Consider the following 20,578-nt stretch of genomic DNA (forward strand, 5'->3'; position numbering starts at 1 on the left):
CCACGTCGGGTGCGGTCCTCGTCGGTTCACAGGGGCAGCTCGGCGCGGATCTCGGTCGGGCCACCGGCGGGGCTGACCACCGCTAGTTCGCCGCCGGCCGCCCGCACCCGGTCGGCGATGCCGGCCAGCCCGTGCCCCTTGGCCAGGTGCGCGCCGCCCTGCCCGTCGTCGCCCACCCGTACCTGGAGGTGGGTGCCCTGCCGGGCCACCGCGACCAGGGCGTCGGTGGCCCTGCTGTGCTTGGCGATGTTGGTGAGCGCCTCGGCCACCACGAAGTACGCGGTGTTCTCCACAGCCGGGTCGAGCCGGCCGCCAGGCGTGCCGAGCTGCGGATCCACCTGGAGTTCGATGGGGATCAGCCCTCGGCCGGCGAGGGCGGCCAGGGCGCTGGGCAGGCCCCTGTCGACAAGGATGGGCGGGGCGATCCCCCGGGACAGGGCCCGCAGCTCGGCAAGCGTGTCCCTGGTCTGGGTGACCGCCTCGTCGATGGTCCGGCCGGCCGCCTCCGGGTCGGTGGCGAGCTGCATCCGGGCCCGGCTCAGGTCCATCGCCAGGCGGACCAGACGCTGCTGGGGGCCGTCGTGGATGTCGCGTTCCAGCCGGCGCAGCGCGGACGCCTCGGCGGAGACGGCTGCCCGCTTCTGCTCCTCCAGCACTGTGATCCGGTCCCGCATCTCGGCCACCCCGGTCAGCATGGCCTTGGCGAAGCTGGCCTGGAGCAGCGCGCAGCCCCTGATCACGATCGGCAGCGTGATCAGGAAGAACACACCGATAGCGGTGTTCAACCCGATCCGGGCGGTGGTCGAGTCACCAAGGCCGAGCAGTTGCGGCAGATCCTGGTCACCCTCGCCGTCGGCCCGGGGCAGCGCCCAGTCGTACGCCCAGTACAACGAGCCGGTGACCGCCGCAGCCCACCAGGACAGGGTCACCACGAACGTGATCGCCGCCACGATCAGCCGCAGCACGCCGTGTGTCAGGTCGAGCCAGGACTGGGCGTCGCGCATCGGCACGAAGATCCGCCGCCAGGCGTTCGCCCCCGCCTCGGCCAGCCGGTAGTGCGGTCGGATCCGCGGCTGCCGCAGCACCGCGGGCAGCCGCAGACGCTCGATGTCGGCCAGTCCACGGGCGGCGTACAGGGTGCCGCTGAGGATCGGCAGGCCGATCACCGTGACCACCAGTCCCACGCCTACCACGAGCCCCACGGCAAGGACGACGAAGCTGGCCACCGCCAGGGGCAGGCCGATCAGCACGTACCCGGAGTCGACGAAGAGCTGGCGGGGGATGCTCGGTGCCAGTGTCGGTTTCTCACTGGCGGCAACGGCGGTCATGCCCAAAGGCTAGGCATCCGGGCTGCCTGTCCCCATCCCGAAGTCCCGCCTCTCTCCCGTAGGGCTGTCCCTACCCCGTGGGCCGACACTGCCGGGCGCAACGCGGGATTGGTCAGAGAAGTCGGGATTGAGCAATAATCGCCCCGGGCGACGCGGGGTCGCGGAGCACTGAATCGATCTTGTGGAATGGAGGTGCTGGTGGAGTCGCGGCGCGCAGCGGCAAGATCGCGATTTGTGCACGTCTTCACAAGCGCCTACGCTGTGATTCCGACGCGCCCTGCTAGCACAGCCGGCAATCTCGGTCGCCAGCGGGAGTCCATAAGCGGCCCACCAGCGGAGTTGGCCGAGGATCGCACCGCACGGAGTCTCATGAGTCAGCACCGTCACCCAGGCGCGCCCGGCCGTGCCGGTGCCGTACCCGCGCTCCCGGACCTTCCCGAGGCGACCGTCGCGCGGCTCCCCGAATACCTGCGTGCCCTGCACAACCTCGCCGACGGCGGGCACGAGACCGTCTCCAGCGAGGGCCTCTCCGCCGCCGCCGGCGTCAACTCCGCCAAGCTCCGCAAGGACCTCTCCCACCTCGGCTCGTACGGCACCCGGGGCGTCGGCTACGACGTCGCCCTGCTGATCGAACAGATCGAGTACGTGCTCGGGCTCACCCAGCGCAGGGCTGTCGCCCTGGTCGGCGTGGGTAACCTCGGTCACGCTCTGGCCGGCTACGACGGCTTCGCCAGCCGGGGCTTCCGGATCGCCGCACTGCTCGACGCCGACCCCTCCCGGGTCGGTGAGGAGATCAACGGCCTGGTCGTACGGCATGTCGACGAACTGCCGGAGATCGCCGTGCAGGAGTCCATCGCGATAGGCGTGATCGCCACCCCCGCCGCCGCCGCCCAGCGCGTCGCCGACCAACTGGTCGCGGTCGGCGTGACGAGCATCCTCAACTTCGCGCCGTGCGTACTCTCGGTGCCGGAGGGGGTCGACGTGCGCAAGGTCGACCTCGCCATCGAGCTGCAGATCCTGTCTTTCCACGAGCACCGCAAGGCCTCGCTCACCGCCCTTCCCGGCGGGCTCGCGGCCACCGAAACCCAGGAGGCGATCGGCACGTGAAACTGCTCGTCGTCGGCGCGTCCTACCGGACCGCCCCGGTCGCCACGCTGGAGCAGCTGGCCGTGCCCCCCGCCGACCTCACCCGCACACTTGACCGCCTGGTCGCTCAGCCGTACGTGAGCGAGGCGGTGCTCGTCTCCACCTGCAACCGGGTGGAGGTCTACGCCGCCGTGTCCGGTTTCCACGGTGGGCTCGGTGACATCTGCGCCGTCCTGGCCGAGCAGGCCGGCTGCCCGCCGGCGGCGCTCGCCAGTCACCTGTACGTGCACTACGACACCGCCGCCGTGGACCACGTCTTCCGGGTCGCCAGCGGCCTGGACTCGATGGTCGTGGGCGAGGCGCAGATCCTCGGCCAGTTGCGTGACGCGTACCACTGGGCCACCGGCGCCGACTCGGCCGGCCGCCTGCTGCACGAGCTGATGCAGCAGTCGCTGCGGGTGGGCAAGCGCGCCCACGCCGAGACCGGCATCGACCGGGCCGGCCAGAGCGTCGTCACCGCCGCGCTGGAGTTGGCCGCCGAGTATCTCGACGGCGACCTCGAGGGCCGGCCGGCCCTGGTGGTCGGCGCCGGCGCGATGGGCTCGCTCGGGGTGGCCACCCTGTCCCGCCTGGGCGCGGGGCCGCTCACCGTCACCAATCGTGGCGCCGACCGGGCCCTGCGGCTCGCCGAGTCGTACGGGGCGGGCGCCGCGCCGATGACCGAGCTGGCCGACACCCTATCCACAGTGGACATCGTAGTGGCCGCCACCGCCTCCACCGAACCGGTCCTCACCCGGGCGGTGGTCGGCGCGGCGCTCGCCGAGCGGGACCGGGCCCGGGGCCCGCTGGTCCTGCTCGACCTGGCCGTCCCGCGCGACGTCGAGGAGGGCGTCGCCGACCTGCCCGGTGTCGAGGTGATCGACATCGACCGCATGGCGGCGCTGCTCGCCGACGGTCCCGCCGCCGCGGACGCCGCAGCCGTCGAGCGGATCGTCCTCGGCGAGGTGGAGAGTTTCCTCACCTGGCTGCGCGGCGCCGACGTGGCGCCCACAGTGGCCGCGCTGCGCGGCCGGGCCGACGACGTGGTCACCGCCGAGCTGCGCCGGCTCGCCCAGCGCCGACCCGACCTCGACGACGACCAGCGCGCCGAGGTCGCCCGTACGGTGCACCGGGTCGTGCAGCGGCTCCTGCACCAGCCCACAGTGAAGGTCCGCCAGTTGGCCGCCGAGCCCGGCGGCGACCAGTACGCGGCCCTGCTGCGCGAACTGTTCGACCTCCAGGTGCCGCAGACCTCACCCGTGGACACCGTCCCCGAGGTGCTGTCCCCCGACCTGGGCGCCGTGTTCGCCGGCACCGACCCGGTGCTCGGTACGGACTCCGCCGACCAGATCCCGCCCACCGGAGGTGCACGTTGACCGCCCCCCTGCGCCTCGGCACCCGGGGCAGCGCCCTGGCGATGGCCCAGTCCGGCCACGTCGCCGAGGCGTTGATCGCCGCCACCGGCCGACCGGTCGAGCTGGTCGAGGTGGTCACCGCCGGTGACCGCTCCAACGCGCCGGTGCACCGGCTCGGCGTCGGGGTGTTCGTCTCCGCACTGCGTGACGCGCTGACCGCCCGGACTATCGACTTCGCCGTGCACTCCTACAAGGATCTGCCCACGGCCGGCGCCGCCGGGCTGCACATCGCGGCAGTGCCGGCCCGAGAGGACCCGCGCGACGCGCTGATCGCCAAGGGCGGGCGGACGCTCGCCGAGCTGCCGCCCGGGGCCACCGTGGGCACCGGCGCGCTGCGCCGCATCGCCCAGCTGCACGCCCTCGGGCTGCAACTGGAGGTCACCCCGATCCGCGGCAACATCGACACCCGCCTGGCGCGGGTGCTCGGCCCCGAGGCCGACCTCGACGCGGTGGTGCTGGCCCGGGCCGGTCTGGCCCGGATCGGTCGGACCGACGCGATCACCGAGACGCTCGACCCGATGCTCATGCTGCCCGCGCCCGCCCAGGGCGCGCTGGCCGTGGAGTGCCGGGTCGACGATCAGGACCTGGTCGAGCTGCTCGGTGCGCTCGACCATGCACCGTCGCGCGCCGCGGTCACCGCGGAGCGCGCGTTGCTGGCAACCCTGGAGGCCGGGTGCAGCGCACCCGTCGCCGCCTATGCGGAACTCGCCGAAGGTGACGCCGGCGATGAGATCTACCTGCGCGGGGCGGTGATCAGTCCGGATGGCACTCGTGACCTTCGGCTGTCCCGCACCGGAACGCCCGCCGACGCGGCGGAGATCGGTAAGGCACTCGCCGCCGAACTCCTCGACCTCGGCGCCGACTCGATCCTCGGCCACGAAGGACACACCGGCCCGGGGACCCAGCAATTTGGGAGCACAGAATGACCCGCACCCGTAAGCCCGTCGGCCGTATCGCGTTCGTCGGGGCTGGCCCCGGCGACCCGGGCCTGCTGACCCGTCGGGCGCACGACGCCCTGGTCGACGCCGACCAGGTGATCTACGACCGGGGAGTCCCCGAGTCGCTGCTCTCCGTCGTTCGCGCCGAGGCCAGAGACGACGCCGAGTTCACCCCTGCCGAAGGCGCGCCGGGGGACGTGGCGAAGGTGCTGATCTCCGCGGCCCGCTCCGGGTTGAACGCGGTGCACCTGGTCGCCGGTGACCCGTTCGGCCACGACTCGGTGGTCAAGGAGGTGCAGGCGGTGGCCCGGACCGCCGCCCACTTCGAGGTGGTGCCGGGCGTCGGCCAGGCCGAGGGCGTGGCCACCTATGCGGGTGTTCCCCTGCCGGGTGTTCGTACCGCCGCCGACGTCGAGGACGTCAGCGCACTGGACTTCGAGGCGCTCGCCGCTGCCGTCGGCCGGGGCTCGCTCGCGCTTGCCGTGGACGCCGGTGATCTCGCCGCCGTCCGGGACGGGCTGCTGGCCGCCGGGGTCGACGGCACGACCGGGGTCGGCGTGACAGGCGACGGCACCGGTGAGACCCAGTACACGACCACGTCGACGGTGGACAGCTTCGTGGCCGCCGCGCTCGGCTTCACCGGCCGGGTGGTGCTCACCGTCGGCGCGGGCGTGGGCCAGCGCGACAAGCTGAGCTGGTGGGAGAACCGTCCGCTGTACGGCTGGAAGGTGCTCGTACCGCGTACCAAGGAGCAGGCTGGCGCGATGAGCGCCCGGCTGCGGGCGTACGGGGCGATCCCGTGCGAGGTGCCGACCATCGCGGTCGAGCCGCCGCGTACCCCGGCGCAGATGGAGCGGGCGGTCAAGGGCCTGGTCGACGGCCGGTACGCCTGGGTGATCTTCACGTCGGTGAACGCGGTCCGCGCGGTCTGGGAGAAGTTCGCCGAGCACGGCCTGGACGCCCGGCACTTCGGCGGCGTCAAGATCGCCTGCATCGGTGAGGCGACGGCGGACGCGGTGCGCGCGTTCGGCATCCAGCCGGAGCTGATCCCCGCCGGGGAGCAGTCCTCCGAGGGGCTGCTGGCCGAGTTCTCGCCGCACGACGAGATCCTCGACCCGGTGGGCCGGGTGCTGCTGCCCCGCGCCGACATCGCCACCGAGACGCTGGCCGCCGGGCTGACCGAGCGCGGCTGGGAGGTCGACGACGTGACCGCGTACCGGACGGTGCGCGCCGCTCCGCCGCCCGCCGAGATCCGCGACGCGATCAAGTCGGGCGGGTTCGACGCGGTGCTCTTCACGTCCAGCTCGACGGTGCGCAACCTGGTCGGTATCGCGGGGAAGCCGCACGCCCGTACCGTTGTTGCCGTTATCGGGCCCAAGACGGCGGAGACCGCGACGGAGTTCGGCCTGCGGGTCGACGTCCAGCCGCCGCACGCCTCGGTGCCCGACCTGGTGGAGGCGCTCGCCGCCTACGCCGTCGAGCTGCGCGAGAAGCTGGCTGCCATGCCTGCCAAGCAGCGCCGCGGCTCGAAGGTGCAGGGCCCGACCGCTCTGCGCTTCCGGTAGTCGTTCGAGGAGGCTCTGCCATGTCGTTCCCCGAGATCCGGCCTCGCCGGCTGCGCCGTAACCAGGCGATCCGCCGGCTGGTGTCCGAGACCCGGGTCGACCCGGCCGAACTGGTCGTGCCGATGTTCGTCAAGGAAGGACTGACCGAGCCGCGCGCCATCGGCTCGCTCCCGGGGGTGCTCCAGCACTCCCGGGAGTCGCTGCGCAAGGCGGCCGCCGAGGCGGTCCGGGCCGGCGTCGGCGGGATCATGCTCTTCGGCGTTCCGGAACGGCGGGACCCGACCGGCTCCGGCGGCATCGACCCGAACGGCATCCTCAACGTCGCCATCCGCGACGTGGTGGCCGAGGTCGGCGACGCCACAGTGGTGATGAGCGACCTGTGCCTGGACGAGTTCACCTCGCACGGGCACTGCGGGCTGCTCACCCCCGACGGCGAGGTGGACAACGACGCCACCCTGGCCGCGTACGCCGAGATGGCGGTGGCCCAGGCCGCCGCCGGGGTCGGCATGGTCGGGCCGTCCGGAATGATGGACGGCCAGGTCGGCGTGGTGCGCCGGGCGCTCGACGCCGCCGGACACCAGGACGTGGCAGTGCTGGCGTACGCCGTGAAGTACGCCTCCGCGTTCTACGGTCCGTTCCGGGAGGCGGTGGAGTCGGCGCTGGAGGGCGACCGGCGCACCTACCAGCAGGACCCGGCCAACCTGCGCGAGTCGCTGCGTGAGGTGGCGCTCGACGTCGCCGAGGGCGCCGACCTGGTGATGGTGAAGCCGGCGCTGCCGTACCTCGACGTGGTGTCGGCGGTGCGGGCCGCGGTGGACGTCCCGGTCGCCGCCTACCAGGTCTCCGGCGAGTACGCGATGGTAGAGGCGGCCGCCGCGAACGGCTGGATCGACCGGGAGCGGGTGATGCTGGAGACGCTCACCTCGATCAAGCGGGCGGGTGCCCAGATCATCCTCACCTACTGGGCGGTCGAGGCCGCCGGGCTGCTCCGCCAGCGCTACTGACCGACCCCGCGGGTCGCGCCGGAGCGGCCATCTCGTCGGCACCCGCGACGGCGCTCGGAAGCCGCCGGCTGGTCAACCAGGCCAGCGCCAGCAGCACGGCCGACACCGCCAGCGCGAGCCGGGTGGCCTGCGCCAGTTCCGGCGCGAGGCCGAGCCGGCTGGCCGGGTCGAGCCGGTTGGCGGCCGTGATGCCCCCGCCTTCCAGGCTCGGGGCGAGCCGGGCCGCCAGCCAGGACAGGGCGGCGGCGATCAGCGCAGTGCCGGCCGCGACCGACGTGTGCGACACGGTGGTGAGCAGCGTGGAGCCGGACGGCAGGTCATCGGGCGAGAGCGACCGGCTGGCAGCGGTCATCGTCGGCATGAGCGTCGCGCCCATGCCCAGGCCGATGACCGCACCCAGCGTGGCCAGCAGCGGGTACGACGTGTCGGCGTCGAGCACCAGCACCCGAGCCACAGTGCCGGCCACCGCCGTAGCGATGCCGAGCCCGACCACCCGCCGCGCCGAGACCCGGTCGACGAGCCGGGTCGCGACCTGGAGCATCAGCCCGGTGGTGAGCGCCTGCGGAATGCCGATCACCCCGGCCAGGGTGGCCGAGTCACCGCGTACCACCTGCACGTAGGCCGGGATGATCAGGAACGACCCGAAGTATCCGGCGGCGAAGAACGCCACAGTCGCGGCGCCGGGGGACATCCCCGGCGCGCGCAGCACGGCCAGGCGCAGCAGTGGTTGCCGTACCCGGCCGGCCCGCCAGGCGAAGGTGACCACCAGCAAGGCGCCGAACGCGAGCGGTAGCAGCACGGATGCGGTGACGACCCCGCCCCGCTCGCCTGTGACGCTGAGCCCGTACACCGCCAGCGCCAGACCGGGGCAGAGCAGCAGCAACCCGACGACGTCCAGCCGGACTCGTTGTCGTCGCGGGTCGGCGACCGGCAGCACCGACCGGCCGAGCACCATCGCCAACAACCCCACCGGCAGGTTGATCCAGAAGATCCACCGCCAGGACGCGTGATCGAGCAGCAGGCCACCCAGCACCGGCCCGATCAGGGGCCCGACAAGCACCGGAAGGCCGAGCAGGCTCATCATCCGTCCTCGCCGTTCGGGCGGCGCCGCGGCGAGCGCGACGGCCATCCCGACCGGATTGAGCAGTCCGCCGCCGAGCCCCTGGAGGACCCGGAACGTGATCAGCGACCCGACGCTCCAGGCGGCCCCGGCCAACACGGAGCCGGCCGTGAACAGCAGCAGCGCGGTCAGGTAGGTGCGGCGGGCGCCGAAGCGGCCGATGGCCCAGGCGGCGGTGGGCATCACCGCGACCAGGGCGAGCGCATAGCCGCTGGTGACCCAGCCGATCGTGGTGAGGTTGGTGTCGAGGTCGTCGACCAGCCTCGGCAGGGCCACCACGGTGACCGTGGTGTCGATCACCGCGAGCAGACCACCCAGGGTCAGGTACCAGCCGAGCCGCCGCGCGGACGCGTCCATGTCGGCGGCTCAGGGCCGGGCCCGGCGGGCGGTCCGCAGCGCCTCGGCCCACCAGGCCAGCTCGCTCAGCGTGCCGTCGGCGGCCTGCCGCAGCGGCTCGTCGTCGACCAGCCGACCGGCGACGTCGAGTCGTTCCCAGGGAGCCCGGAGCACGACCCCGGAGCGGGTCGTGGCGGCCTGCACCTCGGCGAAGACCAACCGGAGTTGCTCGACCGCGCGGATGCCGCCGGAGCCGGCGCCGTACGACACGAAGGCCACCGGCTTGCGGACCCACTCCTGGTAGTGCCAGTCGATGGCGTTCTTCAGGGCGGCCGGAAAGCTGTGGTTGTACTCGGGTGTCACCACCACGAACGCGTCGGCGGCCGCCAACCGGGCACTGATCGGGCTGGCCGAATTGCCCCCGGGAGGGGTGTCGGCGAATGGCAGCGCCACCTCGGCGAGGTCCACGAGATCCAGGTCGACGTCCGTGCGGCGGCTCCCGTGGGCGACGAACCAGTCGGCGATCGAGCGGCCTATCCGAGGTTGCCTGACGCTCCCGACGAGCACGGCGACGGTCGGCGGTGCGCTGCCCTCTTGCGTAGTCATGCCTCGGACGCTAGGACTTGAACTAATGGTGAAGTCAATGGCGGCGGGGGAGTGGCGATGGGCACGTTGACTGTCGGCGAGGTGGCCCGCGAGAGCGGGGTCAGCGGCTCCGCCGTGCGGTTCTACGAGCGGCAGGGCCTCATCGTGGCTTCCCGCACCGGCGGCAACCAGCGGCGCTTCGACACCGACGCGGCCTGCCGGATCAGGGTGGCGCGGGTGGCCCAGCGCGTCGGCCTGACCGTCAACGAGATCCGCGACCTGCTCGCGGCCCTGCCACCCGACCCCCAGTTGGCCGACTGGCAGGGCCTGCACGATCGGCTGACCGCGGAGGCCGAGCTGCGTATCCGCGACCTGCACGCGGCACTGGACGACATCGGCTCCGGTCGCCGCCTCTGCGACCTCTGACTCGCCCGGGCCCCGATCCGCCGCTGGTCGTCCGCGGGCACGTGGCTCTCCAGCATCCAGGTCCCGTCGCCGAAGCCATCAGGACGACTCATCCGGACAACCTGCCCGAGGAGGTCCGTTGCCCCTTCGCGCGCCCTTTGCTCTGCTTCAACGGACGCAACACTTTAGGACTCCAACAGTTGCGTGCGTTGAAGCAGAGCAAAGGCTGCGAACGATGCCCCCGCCCCCGCCCCGCCCCGCCCTGCTCCTGCCCTCACCCCTGCCCGACCTCGGATCATCCACAGGTTTATCCACAGGGATTGAGCCCGGGTGTCGGCGCGGGTGATGGTGGTGAGATGACGTCGGCGCTCGAGCCTCCTCCTCCCCCTGGCCCTACCATCGGTCGGTTCCCCATCGCCGGTCTGGTTCGCCGCGCACGTCGGCTCGTCGGGCTGAGTCAACTTCGGCTGGCCCGCTTCGCCAGGTGTCACCCTCGACGGTGGGGCGGATCGAGGCGGGCAGCCTGACACCGAGCCTTGCGGTACTGGAACGCCTGCTCGGCGCGGGCGGCCTCTACCTGGTCGTGGTGGATCAGGAAGGCCGGATTGTCCAGCCGATGGTTGACCGGGAAGACGTCCACGACGGTGCGGGTCGGCGTTACCCCTCGCACCTCGACACCATCCTCGACCCGGAGCCGGGGGAGTGGTGGGGGGACCGCTACGGGCTGGCCCGGCCTCCGGAGACCTACCATCGCAGTTCCGTCGATCGAGAGGCGCGACGACGGCGCAGCCAGTGGGAGGTGCGAGTGGCGCAGCACCGGCACATCCCGCCCCCGCCAACAGTCCAGGAGTACTACTGAACCCCGGCCTTTGAGAGACGGAGCCAACGAAGAGCGGCCCGCCGCCCGGGGAGAAACCCGGACGGCGGGCCGCTGACGGCGCCTTGCGGATCAGTCGTCGTTGGTGATCGTGCCGATCGCCAGCGGATCGGCCAGCCGCAGACCGGGTACACCGGCCACCAGCAGGGTCAGCCGCTCGTCCGACTCGCGCCTGCGGTCACCCCGCACCGTCACCGGGAAGGCCACCGACGTCTGACCGGCGGCCAACACCCGGCAACCGGCGTACGCGTCGAAGTCCGAGCCCGCCTGCGCCGTGACGCCGACTGTCGCGGCGCAGAGCAGCACCGGCTGGGACAACGGGCGGGACACCGTCGCCGTGAAGGTGAGCTGACGGGTGCCCTGGTCGCCCTCGACCACCGACGTGTCGGTGACGGTCAACGACGCCCGGGAGCGGAAACGGGCCACCTGTGGGTCGTGGTCGCTGGAGCCCCGCGACCCGTCACCCGTGAACTCCGCCGGCCAGTCGGCGTTGACGTGCGCCGCGCGCACCTGCACCAGGTCACCGTAGAGCGCGTCGTTGACGAACAGGTGGTCGAGCGTCTGCGCCTGCCCCTCGAAGCTGTACGAGTAGGCCGAGGCGGGCACCTGCGCGACGAGGGTGTCCCACAGGTTGTGCAGGCCGGCCTCGTAGAGCGGGGCGAGCTGGTCCGACGGCGTCGGCTGCGCGCCGGTGGCGATCGGATCGTCCGGGCGGGGGAAGACGTTCAGGTCCCCGCCGTACACCACCCGGGCGCTCTGATCGGCCGCCTCGATCGCGGTGACGATAGCCGCGCCGTACGCCGCCTGCTCCCGCCGCTGCCCGATCCGGCCGTCCGGGCCGGAGGAGTAGTGGTTGCTCAGCGCGTACAGGGTGAACCGCTCGGCAGCGCCGGGTGCCGCGGCGACCGTGAACTTGCCCAGCTGCGGTGCCCTGGTGAAGACGTTGTTCCCGTCCTTTCCGGTCGACGTGTCCACATCGGCCGGCAGCACCGCGTTCAGGGCCTTCGGGTTCTGCACGTCGGCGTTGCCCGGCAGTCCCGGGGCCCGGTACTGGACCGTTGGCGCCGAGCCGAGCAGCGGGTCGTTCGCCGTCGCGGCCGCCAACGACAGCCGGTCGGTGCGGTACAGGAACGCGGCGGTGATCCCGCGGGCGTCCGCGCCGGTCCGGTCATAGGTCGCGGCGTACGCCGGCCCGCCGGCCGCCGCCACCGCGAGCGCCAACTCCTGGATGCTGTCCGGAGCGCCGTCGGCGTTGTCGGTGTCGCCGCAGGCCAACGCCGTACCGGAGACGGTGCAGATGTCCTGGTCCTCGGCCTCCTGCACCAGGATCAGGTCGGGCGCGTGCAAATCCTTGACGATCTGGTCGGCGAGCGACGTCAGGTGCTCCCGATAGTCCGCCTCGCTGCTCGGCACGTAGTCGAACGGCGGGGAAACACCCGTGCAGCCGACGTTGCCGGCGAAGTCGCAGCCGTCGAACGGGTCGTCGCGGTAGTCGTACAGGTTCTCCACGTTGTACGTGGCGACCGCCACCTCCTGGGACCGGTCCGCGGCCTTCGGCGGGTTGTTCCTCGACGGGTCCGCCCCGGCGTCGAACTCCGCCCGCTCGACCTGGACGCCGTACTTCTCGAACGAGTAGTAGACGCCGCCCACCGCGTCCGCGCGCAGCGTGTCGAAGGTGTGCGCCGGCGGGAGCAGCGCCGTGCTGTCCCCGGCGGTGGCCTTCACACCCATGCTGCCGAGCAGCACCCGCTGACCGTTGCCGTCGTCGAAGCGGCGGGTCGGGTCGTTGTCCAGCGGGTGCGAATCCCGGAAGACCCGCCGGGAGTACGGATCGGCGCGGTCCAGCAGCGGGTCGTCCCGGTCGATCACCCACAACTCGGCGTCGGCGGTGGACGAGAAGACATCCCGGCCGCTCACCGCGCCGCTGCCGGCACGTACCCGCAGACGGGCGCCCTCGTACCGCTCCCACCAGCGCTGCGCTTCGGTCAGTTCGACAGGAGGCACCGCGTCGGTCACCGCGACAGCCGTGTCCACGTCCAGGCCGGCGGCGATCCGGCGGACCAGCGAGGCGCCGGAGAGCTGGGTGAAGTTGTAGTACTCCGACACCCGGGCCCGGAGCACCACCTCGTCGCCGACGGTCGGCACGTACCCGCCGATCAGCGACGTGAACGCGCCCATGAACACGAAGACGCCGTCGGAACTGGTCGGGTCGCCGTCGGTGTCGCCGGTGCGGCTCTGCAGGAAGAACCCGTGCTGCTCCGCCCCGGCCGACGTGCGGGCAAGCGTCAACTGGGTGATCACGCCGCGTACGTCGTACATCGTGCTGCTGGTGCCGTTGCCGCTCGCCGGTGCGAGCGGTGACCTGTCGGCGGGGCCGGACTCGGCGTCGGTGGTCGGACCCTGCACCTCCCCGACGGTCAGCTCCCGGGTCACCTGCACGGCCAGCGCGCAGGTGGCGGTGCCACCGCCCGCGTCGGTAGAGGTCACGGTGACGGTGTACGCCCCAGCGGCGAGGTCGGCGCTCGCGCTGATCGTGGCACGGGCGGTGCCGCCCACCCCGTCGGCCGGGGTGAACGCGGTACGGGTGATCGAGCCGGAGGTCGGGCTCGGGCTGATCGCGGTGACCGCCAGGTCGACGATCGTGTCGTCGGAATCGGTGGCGGTGACCTCGCGGCTCGCGGCCGTGCCTGCCGCCGTGACCAGTGGCCCGCCGCAGGTCAGCGTGGCCGGTACGTCGACCGGGCCGCCGCCGTCCACGGTGTGCGCGCCGAGCCCGTCGAACGTGTCGACGGGCAGGCCGGCCCACTGGGCGGCGGGGTCGAACGCGTCCGACGGGTCGGTGTCTCCGGCTGTCACGCTCGCCAGCCGGCGCAGCGTGTTGTCCGCGGTGCTTGTCGCACCGGCACCCCACTCGGCGCCCGGGTCGACACCCACCTGGCCGATCGAGTCGAGCACCGTGGTGCCCCGGCGCAGCACTATCGCGTCGTCGCCGTTGAACAGGCTCGCCCCGGTGGTCTGGTCGGCCTGGGCGAGGACGGCGGCAGAAGCCGACGCGCTGGCGAACACGAACGCGTCGCCGGCGGCCACGCTCCCGGTCAACGCGATGGTGGTGGCCGTGGTGGAGCCGTTGAAGTAGAGCTGCAACTGGTAGCCGCCGGCGGTCAGGTCGACAGCGGCGCCGGTGCCGTTGAACAGCTCGATCGCCTTGTTGTTCGACGATCCCTCGACGTACTCCGAGATGAACAGGTCGGTGGGCGCGGCGCTGGCCGCGGTGGGTGCGACGCCGAGCGCCGTGACTGTCACGGCGGCGGTGGCGGTCGCGAGCGCGGCTATTGAGCGGCGCGGGCGCATGGGGCCTCCACGATGGGTGGACGGGGGTCAACGCACGTTAAGGTGCCCGACTGTCCATCGTCCATCCCCCATCGGACAGTTTCGTGAATTCCTCAGCGCGGCGGGTCGAGGCGGTGCACCAGCTCGGCGACGTCGACGCTGTATTCGCACCAGTCCCGGTCGGGCCGGTAACCCAGCTCCGCGTTGACCTTGAGCATCGCCTCGTTGGCCTGCGCGTTCCAGGTCTGCACCTCGACCAGCTTCGGCTCGGCTGACCGCAGCTCCAGCAGCATCCGGGCCTTGATCGCCCGGTCGATGCCGTAACCCCTGTGGTCCTGCGCGACGATCGTGTCGTACTGGTCGGCGCGGGTCGGGTGCTGCGCCGGCACCACCACCTCGGTCAGGCCGGCCACCTCGCCGCTCTGCTCGTGCCGGGCCAGCACGATGTACGGCTTCATGCCCCGCCGGTGCAGGGTGTCCAGGCTGTCCCGCAGCCGCTGCGGGTCGTACGAGCTGGGCCGCAACTCGCCGTCGTCGACGTCGCGCACCTCGGCCTTGGCCCGCGCGTACGCCTCGATCAGGTCATCCGGCGGCCCGCCGGGGAAGAACTCCAGGTGGTAACCCGCCGCGACGCCGGTGGCCATCTCGGCCAACTCGGGCCAGTCGACAGCCGACAGGTCGAGGACGCTTCGCGTCTCCACGTACTCCCGGGTAAAGCCGAGCGACTCGTAGAAGCCCACCGCCGGCGTGTCGCCGACGACCTCCACCCCGATCGACTGGAAGCCCTCCTGGTAGACCCGGCGCGCGGCGCGCAGCACCAGGTCACGGCCGAGCCCGGAGCGTCGGACCGACGGGTGCACCAGCACCTCGAGCACGCCGATGTCGCCGAGGAGCAGCACGTGCACCTGGCCGAGAATCGCGCCCGGGTCGGCGACGTCGGTCGGGTCGGCCTGGGCGATCCAGGAGATCCGCCGTTCGCCGGGCATCACCTCGGCGAGGTATTCCCGCAGGGACGTCTCCCGCCAGGGCGGGTCCTGCGGCAGATCGGCCGCCAGAACCGCGTTCAGCGTGTCCAGCAGCGACGCGATCTCGGCGGACGACGCGGTCCTGGGGTCCCACTCGCGCACCATCACCCGTCTAGCTTGCCGCTAACAGCAGCCCGGGGGAAGTGTCCAGTTCTCCAATGTATGTGAACGATCACTTCACGTGCGGCTGGCCCGTCCGTACCGGTTTGCGGCGTCGTAGACGTCCTGGGCGTACCGGCGCACGTCGTTGTACGACAGGATCGCGTTCCACCAGTCGCCCGGGATGCTCAGGTTGCGCCCGCCCTTGCAGAGGTAGTTCGCGGCTGCCAGGGCGGCGTCGTCGATGTCGTGCGGGTCCTTGCGCCCGTCGTTGTCCGCGTCCGCGCCGATCTCCTGCCAGGTGGTCGGGATGAACTGCATGGGCCCGATCGCGTGGTCGAAGGTGGTGTCCTTGTCGAGGGCGCCGCGGTCGGTGTCGATGATCCGCATCCGGCCGCCGTTGCCGTCCAGCGGCTCACCGATGATCTCCGGCAGCGCCCTGCCGTCCTGTCCCAGCCGGGCACCGTTGTGCGAGCCGTGCCCCGACTCGATCAGACCGATCGCGGCAAGCGTGGTCCAGCTCAACGCGCAACTGCGGTTGGTCTGGGCGAGCACCAGCTCGGCGTAGCCGTACGCCTGCATGGCGGCCGGCGGGACACCGACCTTGGCGCCGATCTGCTGGGCCCAGCCGGCGAGCGCGTCCGAGGGTCGTCCGCCGACCACCGGCGGAACGGCCGGGCCGGTCGGGAATCCGCCGGTGGGGTACCCACCGGTTGGCCCGCCGGTGGGTACGCCGCCGCTGGGCAGGGCGGTGGGCAGCCCGCCGGAGGGCAGGCCGACCGGCGGAGCGGCGGCGGTCGGTGTCTCGGACGAGTCGGCGGCGACCGGTCGGGGGGCGCGGATGGTGGCGGGCACGAGCAGCGCGCCCGCCGCGGCGGTCGCGGCCACCAGGGCCAGCAGGAACACGCCGGGCAGGGTGAGCCGGCCACTGGGCCGGCGGGCCCAGTCCCGGGTCGCCCGGGCGGCGGTCGTCGCGGCCTGGCGTGGCGGTGGCAGCCGTACGGCGTGCGCGAACGGCACCCGGCGACGTCGCCCGGGATCGGCGACCGCCGGAACCGGCGTCGCGTCCACAGTGGTCACGGCCAGGTCTGTGACCGGGGCATCGGCCGCACCCTCGGCCGTGCCGGTCGCGGCCTTCTCGGTCTCGGCCTTCGCGGGCTCCGCCTTCGGGGCCGTGGCCTTCGGTTCGGTCGCCGCGCTCGCGGCAGCCGGTCCGCCGATCGGCGCGGAGGCGTCCGATCCGGTTGCCGCCTTCGCCGGGTCCGCGGTCGGCTCGACGGCCTTCGGTTCACCGCTCGGCGTGTCGGCCGTCGGGGACGTGGTGGTGGAGCTTCCGCTCAGCCAGGGACGGCGAGGGCGGGGCACCACCCTGGGAGCCGGATCCGGCGCGGCTCCCGAACCGTCCAACGGGCCGTCCAGCGGCGCGGACGGTCGTAGCGGTCGTACACGCGTTTCGTCCTCGCCGTCCACCACCCGTCGAGTATTACCCATGCCCCGCCGGGCGTCAGGTCCACGTACCCTGATGCCATGCCCCGGTACGAGTTCCGATGCCGCGCCTGCGGCGACACCTTCGAGGTCAACCGTCCAATGGCGGCAGCCGGCGAGCCGGCGGCCTGTCCGCAGGGACATGCCGACACGGTCAAGCTTCTGTCCGCGATCGCGGTCACCGGCCGGGGCGTGGCTGGTCCGTCCGGTGGTGCCGCCGCCCCGGGTGGGGGCGGTTGCTGCGGCGGCGCCTGCGGTTGCTGAACGGGCCGGTTCGCCGCCGACTGGTGGGCTGCCCTTGCCGGGAACGGGTTCGAGTGGCACTTTGAGGCGGCACCGGGCCGGCCGTTCTCACGATGCGTGACCGCTCGGACTCAGGCAGCATGAACCCGACGTCACGGGCGGAGGTTCCACGCATGTCGCCACGGATCCAGCTCCCGAGCGGTTGGGTGACCTTCGTGTTCACCGATATCGAGGGCTCGACCCGGCTGGCCCAGCTGCTCGGCCCGGACTACCGCCCGGTGCTCGCCGAACACCGCCGGCTGCTGCGCCGGACGCTCGCCTGCACCGGCGGCTCGGAGCTGTTGACCGAGGGCGACTCGTTCTTCCTGGCCTTCGACGACGCGACGGCGGCCCTGACCGCCTGCCTGACCGCGCAGCGCGCGTTGGCGAACCACGAATGGCCCACGCCTGACGCCGCGCCCCGGGTGCGGATGGGCCTGCACACCGGCTACGCGGAGCCGCGCGACGGGGAGTACGCAAGCCCCGAGGTGCACCGGGCGGCCCGGGTGGCCTCGGCGGCGCACGGCGGGCAGGTGCTCTGCTCTGCGTCGACCGCCCGCCGGGCCGACCCGCTGCCCGCCGGTGCCACCCTGCTCGACCTGGGCCTGCACCGGCTACGCGGGTTCGACGACCGGGAGCGGCTGTTCCAGCTCGTCGCACCGGGCCTGGAGCGGCAGTTCCCCCGTCCCCGCACCGCCGACGCGGTGGCGCACAACCTGCCCACGCAGGTGACCTCCTTCGTCGGCCGGCAGGCCGAACGCGTCGAGCTGGGCCTGCTGGTGGAACGGCACCGCCTGGTCACCGTGCTGGGTGCCGGTGGGGCTGGTAAGACCCGACTCGCGGTTGAGCTGGCCAGCGGGATGGTCGAGGCGTACCCGGACGGGGTGTGGTTCGTCGACATCGCCTCGGTGACCGATCCGGGGTTGGTGGCGTTCGCCATCGCCGCCGTGCTCGGGCTGCGACCGGAGCCGGGCCGCCCGATGCTGGACACCCTCGTCGAGTACGCGGCCGGTCGTCGGATGCTTGTCGTGCTGGACACCTGCGACACGCAGCCGGCCGCGTGCGCGGAGGTCATCGCGCGGCTGCTCTCCGGTGGGGAGGGCGTACGGGTGCTGGCCACCAGCCGCGAGTCGTTCAGCCTGCCCGGTGAGGTGGTGTGGCGGATCCCGCCGCTCTCGGTCGACCCGCGGGCAGACGGCGCGGAGAGCGACGCGGTCGCGCTGCTGCTGGACCGTACGGCGGCGGCGCGGGGTGGCCGGCAGCCGGAACCGTCCGAGTCGGCCGACCTGCGCCGGGTGGTGCAGCGGCTCGACGGGCTGCCCCTGGCCATCGAGTTGGCGGCGGCCCGGCTGCGGGTGCTCTCCGTCGGTCAGCTCGCCGAGCGGCTCGACGACGTGCTCAGCACGTTGGACGCGGGCCGGGAGGATCCGGAGCCGCCGCCGATGGAGCGGGGCTGGTCCGGCAACCAGCAGGACACTGTGGACCTGGTGGCGGCGGCGGCCGGGGCTTCGCCGCCGACTCCGGCGAGCAGGGCGGTGCAGCGCTCGGCCACCGAACGGCACCTGACCATGCAGGCGACAGTCACCTGGTCGTACCGGACGTTGGGCCCCCGGGCCGCCCGTCTGCTGCGGTGGCTGGCGGTCTTCGCCGGCCCGGTGGACCTGGCGACTGTGGAGTGGCTGCTGGGCGACGACCCGCTGGATCCGCTGTCGGTGCTCGTGGACAAGTCGATGGTGCTGGCCGAGCCACGTGCGGCCGGCAGCACGTACCGGATGCTCGACCCGATCCGTGCGTACGCGGCGCGCAGACTCGCCGAGGCGGGTGAGGAGCAGGCTGCCCGGGATCGGCACGTGGCCTGGTCTGCGCACGCGTTGGAGCGGGCGCATCTGGGGCCGGACGGGCGGCCGGTGACGCTGTCGCTCTACACCCTGGACCCTCTCGCAGGGGAGTTGCGGGCGGCGCTGCGGTGGTGTGCCACAGGTGGCAGCGCCCGCGCCGGCCTCGGCCTGGCCGGTGGGCTGGACCAGTGGTGGCGGGAGCGTGGCCTGGCCCGGGAGGGGCGGCTGTGGCTGTTCCGGCTGTACGGGCGGATCGCCGAGACCGGTGAGCGGATACCGGAGGCGGAGCTGGCGGCGGCGTACCACATGCACTCCCTGCACGCCGGTGCGGACGGCGAGTTCGCCGAGGAGTTGCGCTTTTCCCAGCGGGCGGAGGCGGCGGCCCGGCAGGCCGGCGACGCCGGGTTGTTGGCGCGGGTGCTCGCCGGTCGTGCCGCGCCGCTCGTCGACATGGGGCAGTTCGCCGAGGCCGAGCGGGTGTGCCGGGAGGTCATCGACTGGGCGCACGGGCAGGACGTGGTGGGCGAGGCGTTGTTCGCGGTGTTCAGCCTGGCCGAGCTGCTGTGGCGAAGGGGCGCGCTGGCGGAGGCCGCGGACCTGCTGGGGGCGGTCCGCCCGGTGGAGGCGGCCCGGCCCGTGGAGCGGGGCCGACGGTCGGTCGACATGCTGCTCGGGATGGTCGCGTTGGCCCGGGGTGACGTGATCGCCGCGCACGAGCATCTGCTTGTGGCGTTGCGGTCGCGGATGGGTCACGGCTATCACGGCGGTGCGTGCGACACGTTGAACGCGATCGCGGTGCGCTGCGCGGCAGGCGGCAACCGGCTGACCGCGGCTCGGCTGTTCGGGGCGGCGCAGGCCACCCGGGCGAGCATGCGGGCGACGCCGGGGATCTACGGCGGCTACTGGGCCGAGCAGCAGGCGGAGTTGCGGGCCGCGTTGGGTGACGCCGCCTTCGACGACGCGTACGGCGAGGGCGCCGAGTTGGGGTTGGACGAGGCCGCAGTGCTGGCGCTCGACGTGGAACATCCGGATCTGGCGGCGGATTCGACCCGCTTCAGCACTGGACTGTCCCAACCGGCCCCGCGCAGTCCCGCCGACGCCGACCGGCACCCCGCAACCCGAACCGAACGCGCCTAACCCGCCCCTGCCCCGCCGGGCCCCCGCCCCGCCTCTGTTGATCAAGAGATTTGCGTCAGGAACGCAAACCTCTTGATCAACGGCGGGGAGGGGGGTGGGGTCAGGCGCGGGCGGCGTTGGCTTCGGCTTCGGCCTTCATTCGGGCGGCGCGGTCGATGTCGGCCTGCTGGACGGCGGCGACGGAGCCGAAGATGCTTACCGCCTGGTAGTAGGTCCAGGCCAGGCTGTAGCAGGCCGGACGGACGACCGTGTTGTAGGTGGTGCAGACCCGCTTCAGGTCGGCGTAGAAGGCGCTGTCGAGGCGGGACTTGTTGGCGGAGAACTGGCCGGCCGCCTTGTAGTTGCGGTAGCCGAAGTCGTGCCGGTAGCAGCCCAGGTTGAAGGTGAACCCGAGCGGGTTGTCCGGGCTGGACGAGCAGTAGTCGGTGGACCAGTCGAAGTTGTACTCGGCCCAGGGGGCCCGGTTGACCCGGGCGCTGTTCCAGGAGTTGTAGCTGGACGCGCTTGTCTGGGTCCAGCTGGACAGTACGGAGAGCTTCTCCGCGGCGGTGACGGCGGCGGCGGGGGAGGCGATGGCGAGGGTGGCGAGCAGCGCGAGCGCGCCCGAGGCGAGCAGGGTGGCGAGACGTCGGGGCACTTGTTACCTCCGCGGGGGTGAGCGGCTGGGACGGAAGTTACCGGCGG

General features: G+C 72.6%; 16 protein-coding genes. 9 read left to right on the forward strand and 7 right to left on the reverse strand.

Annotated elements, in window-relative coordinates; genetic code table 11:
• Positions 1 to 26 precede the first annotated feature (26 nt).
• Positions 27 to 1,328 (reverse strand): sensor histidine kinase, encoded by a 1,302-nt coding sequence (locus AB0N27_RS22610; protein WP_364373095.1) that lies wholly within the window; start codon positions 1,326 to 1,328, stop codon positions 27 to 29.
• Between the two features lie 369 nt (positions 1,329 to 1,697).
• Here AB0N27_RS22610 and AB0N27_RS22615 point away from each other — a divergent pair, with 369 nt between their 5' ends.
• The 5 genes from AB0N27_RS22615 to hemB are packed head-to-tail and all read left to right on the forward strand — an operon-like array spanning position 1,698 to position 7,375.
• Positions 1,698 to 2,435 (forward strand): redox-sensing transcriptional repressor Rex, encoded by a 738-nt coding sequence (locus tag AB0N27_RS22615; protein WP_364373098.1) that lies wholly within the window; start codon positions 1,698 to 1,700, stop codon positions 2,433 to 2,435.
• On the forward strand, positions 2,432 to 3,829 hold the full coding sequence (locus AB0N27_RS22620) for a glutamyl-tRNA reductase (protein ID WP_364373101.1): 1,398 nt from the start codon (positions 2,432 to 2,434) through the stop codon (positions 3,827 to 3,829). Before AB0N27_RS22615 ends, AB0N27_RS22620 begins: the two co-directional genes overlap by 4 nt.
• Positions 3,826 to 4,794 (forward strand): hydroxymethylbilane synthase, encoded by a 969-nt coding sequence (gene hemC, locus AB0N27_RS22625; RefSeq protein WP_364373104.1) that lies wholly within the window; start codon positions 3,826 to 3,828, stop codon positions 4,792 to 4,794. Before AB0N27_RS22620 ends, hemC begins: the two co-directional genes overlap by 4 nt.
• Positions 4,791 to 6,371: a uroporphyrinogen-III synthase gene (locus tag AB0N27_RS22630; RefSeq protein WP_364373107.1), complete on the forward strand. Its 1,581-nt coding sequence runs from the start codon at positions 4,791 to 4,793 to the stop codon at positions 6,369 to 6,371. The genes hemC and AB0N27_RS22630 overlap by 4 nt, the downstream gene beginning before the upstream one ends.
• Before the next feature lie 20 nt (positions 6,372 to 6,391).
• Complete coding sequence (hemB, locus tag AB0N27_RS22635; protein ID WP_364373110.1) at positions 6,392 to 7,375, forward strand: porphobilinogen synthase; 984 nt, start codon at positions 6,392 to 6,394, stop codon at positions 7,373 to 7,375.
• Here the strand turns inward: hemB and AB0N27_RS22640 are convergent.
• Together AB0N27_RS22640 and AB0N27_RS22645 are read right to left on the reverse strand one after the other, a co-directional pair.
• A complete protein-coding gene (locus AB0N27_RS22640) occupies positions 7,326 to 8,852 on the reverse strand; it encodes a DHA2 family efflux MFS transporter permease subunit (RefSeq protein WP_364373113.1) in 1,527 nt (508 codons plus the stop codon). The two genes, hemB and AB0N27_RS22640, sit on opposite strands and share 50 nt — an antisense overlap.
• A gap of 9 nt (positions 8,853 to 8,861) precedes the next feature.
• Positions 8,862 to 9,437: an NAD(P)H-dependent oxidoreductase gene (locus tag AB0N27_RS22645; RefSeq protein WP_364373116.1), complete on the reverse strand. Its 576-nt coding sequence runs from the start codon at positions 9,435 to 9,437 to the stop codon at positions 8,862 to 8,864.
• A 57-nt stretch (positions 9,438 to 9,494) separates the two neighbouring features.
• Between AB0N27_RS22645 and AB0N27_RS22650 the strand changes: the two genes are divergently transcribed.
• A complete protein-coding gene (locus AB0N27_RS22650) occupies positions 9,495 to 9,842 on the forward strand; it encodes a MerR family transcriptional regulator (protein WP_364373119.1) in 348 nt (115 codons plus the stop codon).
• 478 nt (positions 9,843 to 10,320) lie between these two features.
• Entirely contained in the window at positions 10,321 to 10,680 is a 360-nt protein-coding gene (locus tag AB0N27_RS22655; protein WP_364373122.1) for an XRE family transcriptional regulator, read from the forward strand.
• Positions 10,681 to 10,770: 90 nt separating this feature from the next.
• On the opposite strand, the gene AB0N27_RS22660 is transcribed toward AB0N27_RS22655, so the two are convergent.
• The 3 genes from AB0N27_RS22660 to AB0N27_RS22670 form a co-directional block, all read right to left on the reverse strand.
• Entirely contained in the window at positions 10,771 to 14,049 is a 3,279-nt protein-coding gene (locus tag AB0N27_RS22660; protein ID WP_364373125.1) for a lamin tail domain-containing protein, read from the reverse strand.
• Positions 14,050 to 14,141: 92 nt separating this feature from the next.
• Positions 14,142 to 15,158 (reverse strand): GNAT family N-acetyltransferase, encoded by a 1,017-nt coding sequence (locus AB0N27_RS22665; RefSeq protein ID WP_364373394.1) that lies wholly within the window; start codon positions 15,156 to 15,158, stop codon positions 14,142 to 14,144.
• A gap of 72 nt (positions 15,159 to 15,230) precedes the next feature.
• Complete coding sequence (locus AB0N27_RS22670; protein ID WP_364373128.1) at positions 15,231 to 16,625, reverse strand: lytic murein transglycosylase; 1,395 nt, start codon at positions 16,623 to 16,625, stop codon at positions 15,231 to 15,233.
• Between the two features lie 54 nt (positions 16,626 to 16,679).
• Here AB0N27_RS22670 and AB0N27_RS22675 point away from each other — a divergent pair, with 54 nt between their 5' ends.
• Both AB0N27_RS22675 and AB0N27_RS22680 read left to right on the forward strand, forming a co-directional pair.
• Positions 16,680 to 16,901: a zinc ribbon domain-containing protein gene (locus AB0N27_RS22675; protein ID WP_364373131.1), complete on the forward strand. Its 222-nt coding sequence runs from the start codon at positions 16,680 to 16,682 to the stop codon at positions 16,899 to 16,901.
• Between the two features lie 152 nt (positions 16,902 to 17,053).
• On the forward strand, positions 17,054 to 19,894 hold the full coding sequence (locus tag AB0N27_RS22680) for an NB-ARC domain-containing protein (RefSeq protein ID WP_364373134.1): 2,841 nt from the start codon (positions 17,054 to 17,056) through the stop codon (positions 19,892 to 19,894).
• 100 nt (positions 19,895 to 19,994) lie between these two features.
• Here AB0N27_RS22680 and AB0N27_RS22685 read toward each other — a convergent pair whose 3' ends face one another.
• Entirely contained in the window at positions 19,995 to 20,531 is a 537-nt protein-coding gene (locus AB0N27_RS22685) for a phospholipase (protein ID WP_364373137.1), read from the reverse strand.
• Positions 20,532 to 20,578 lie beyond the last annotated feature (47 nt).

It is taken from the genome of Micromonospora sp. NPDC093244 (assembly GCF_040683695.1).
Classification (GTDB): Bacteria; Actinomycetota; Actinomycetes; order Mycobacteriales; family Micromonosporaceae; genus Micromonospora.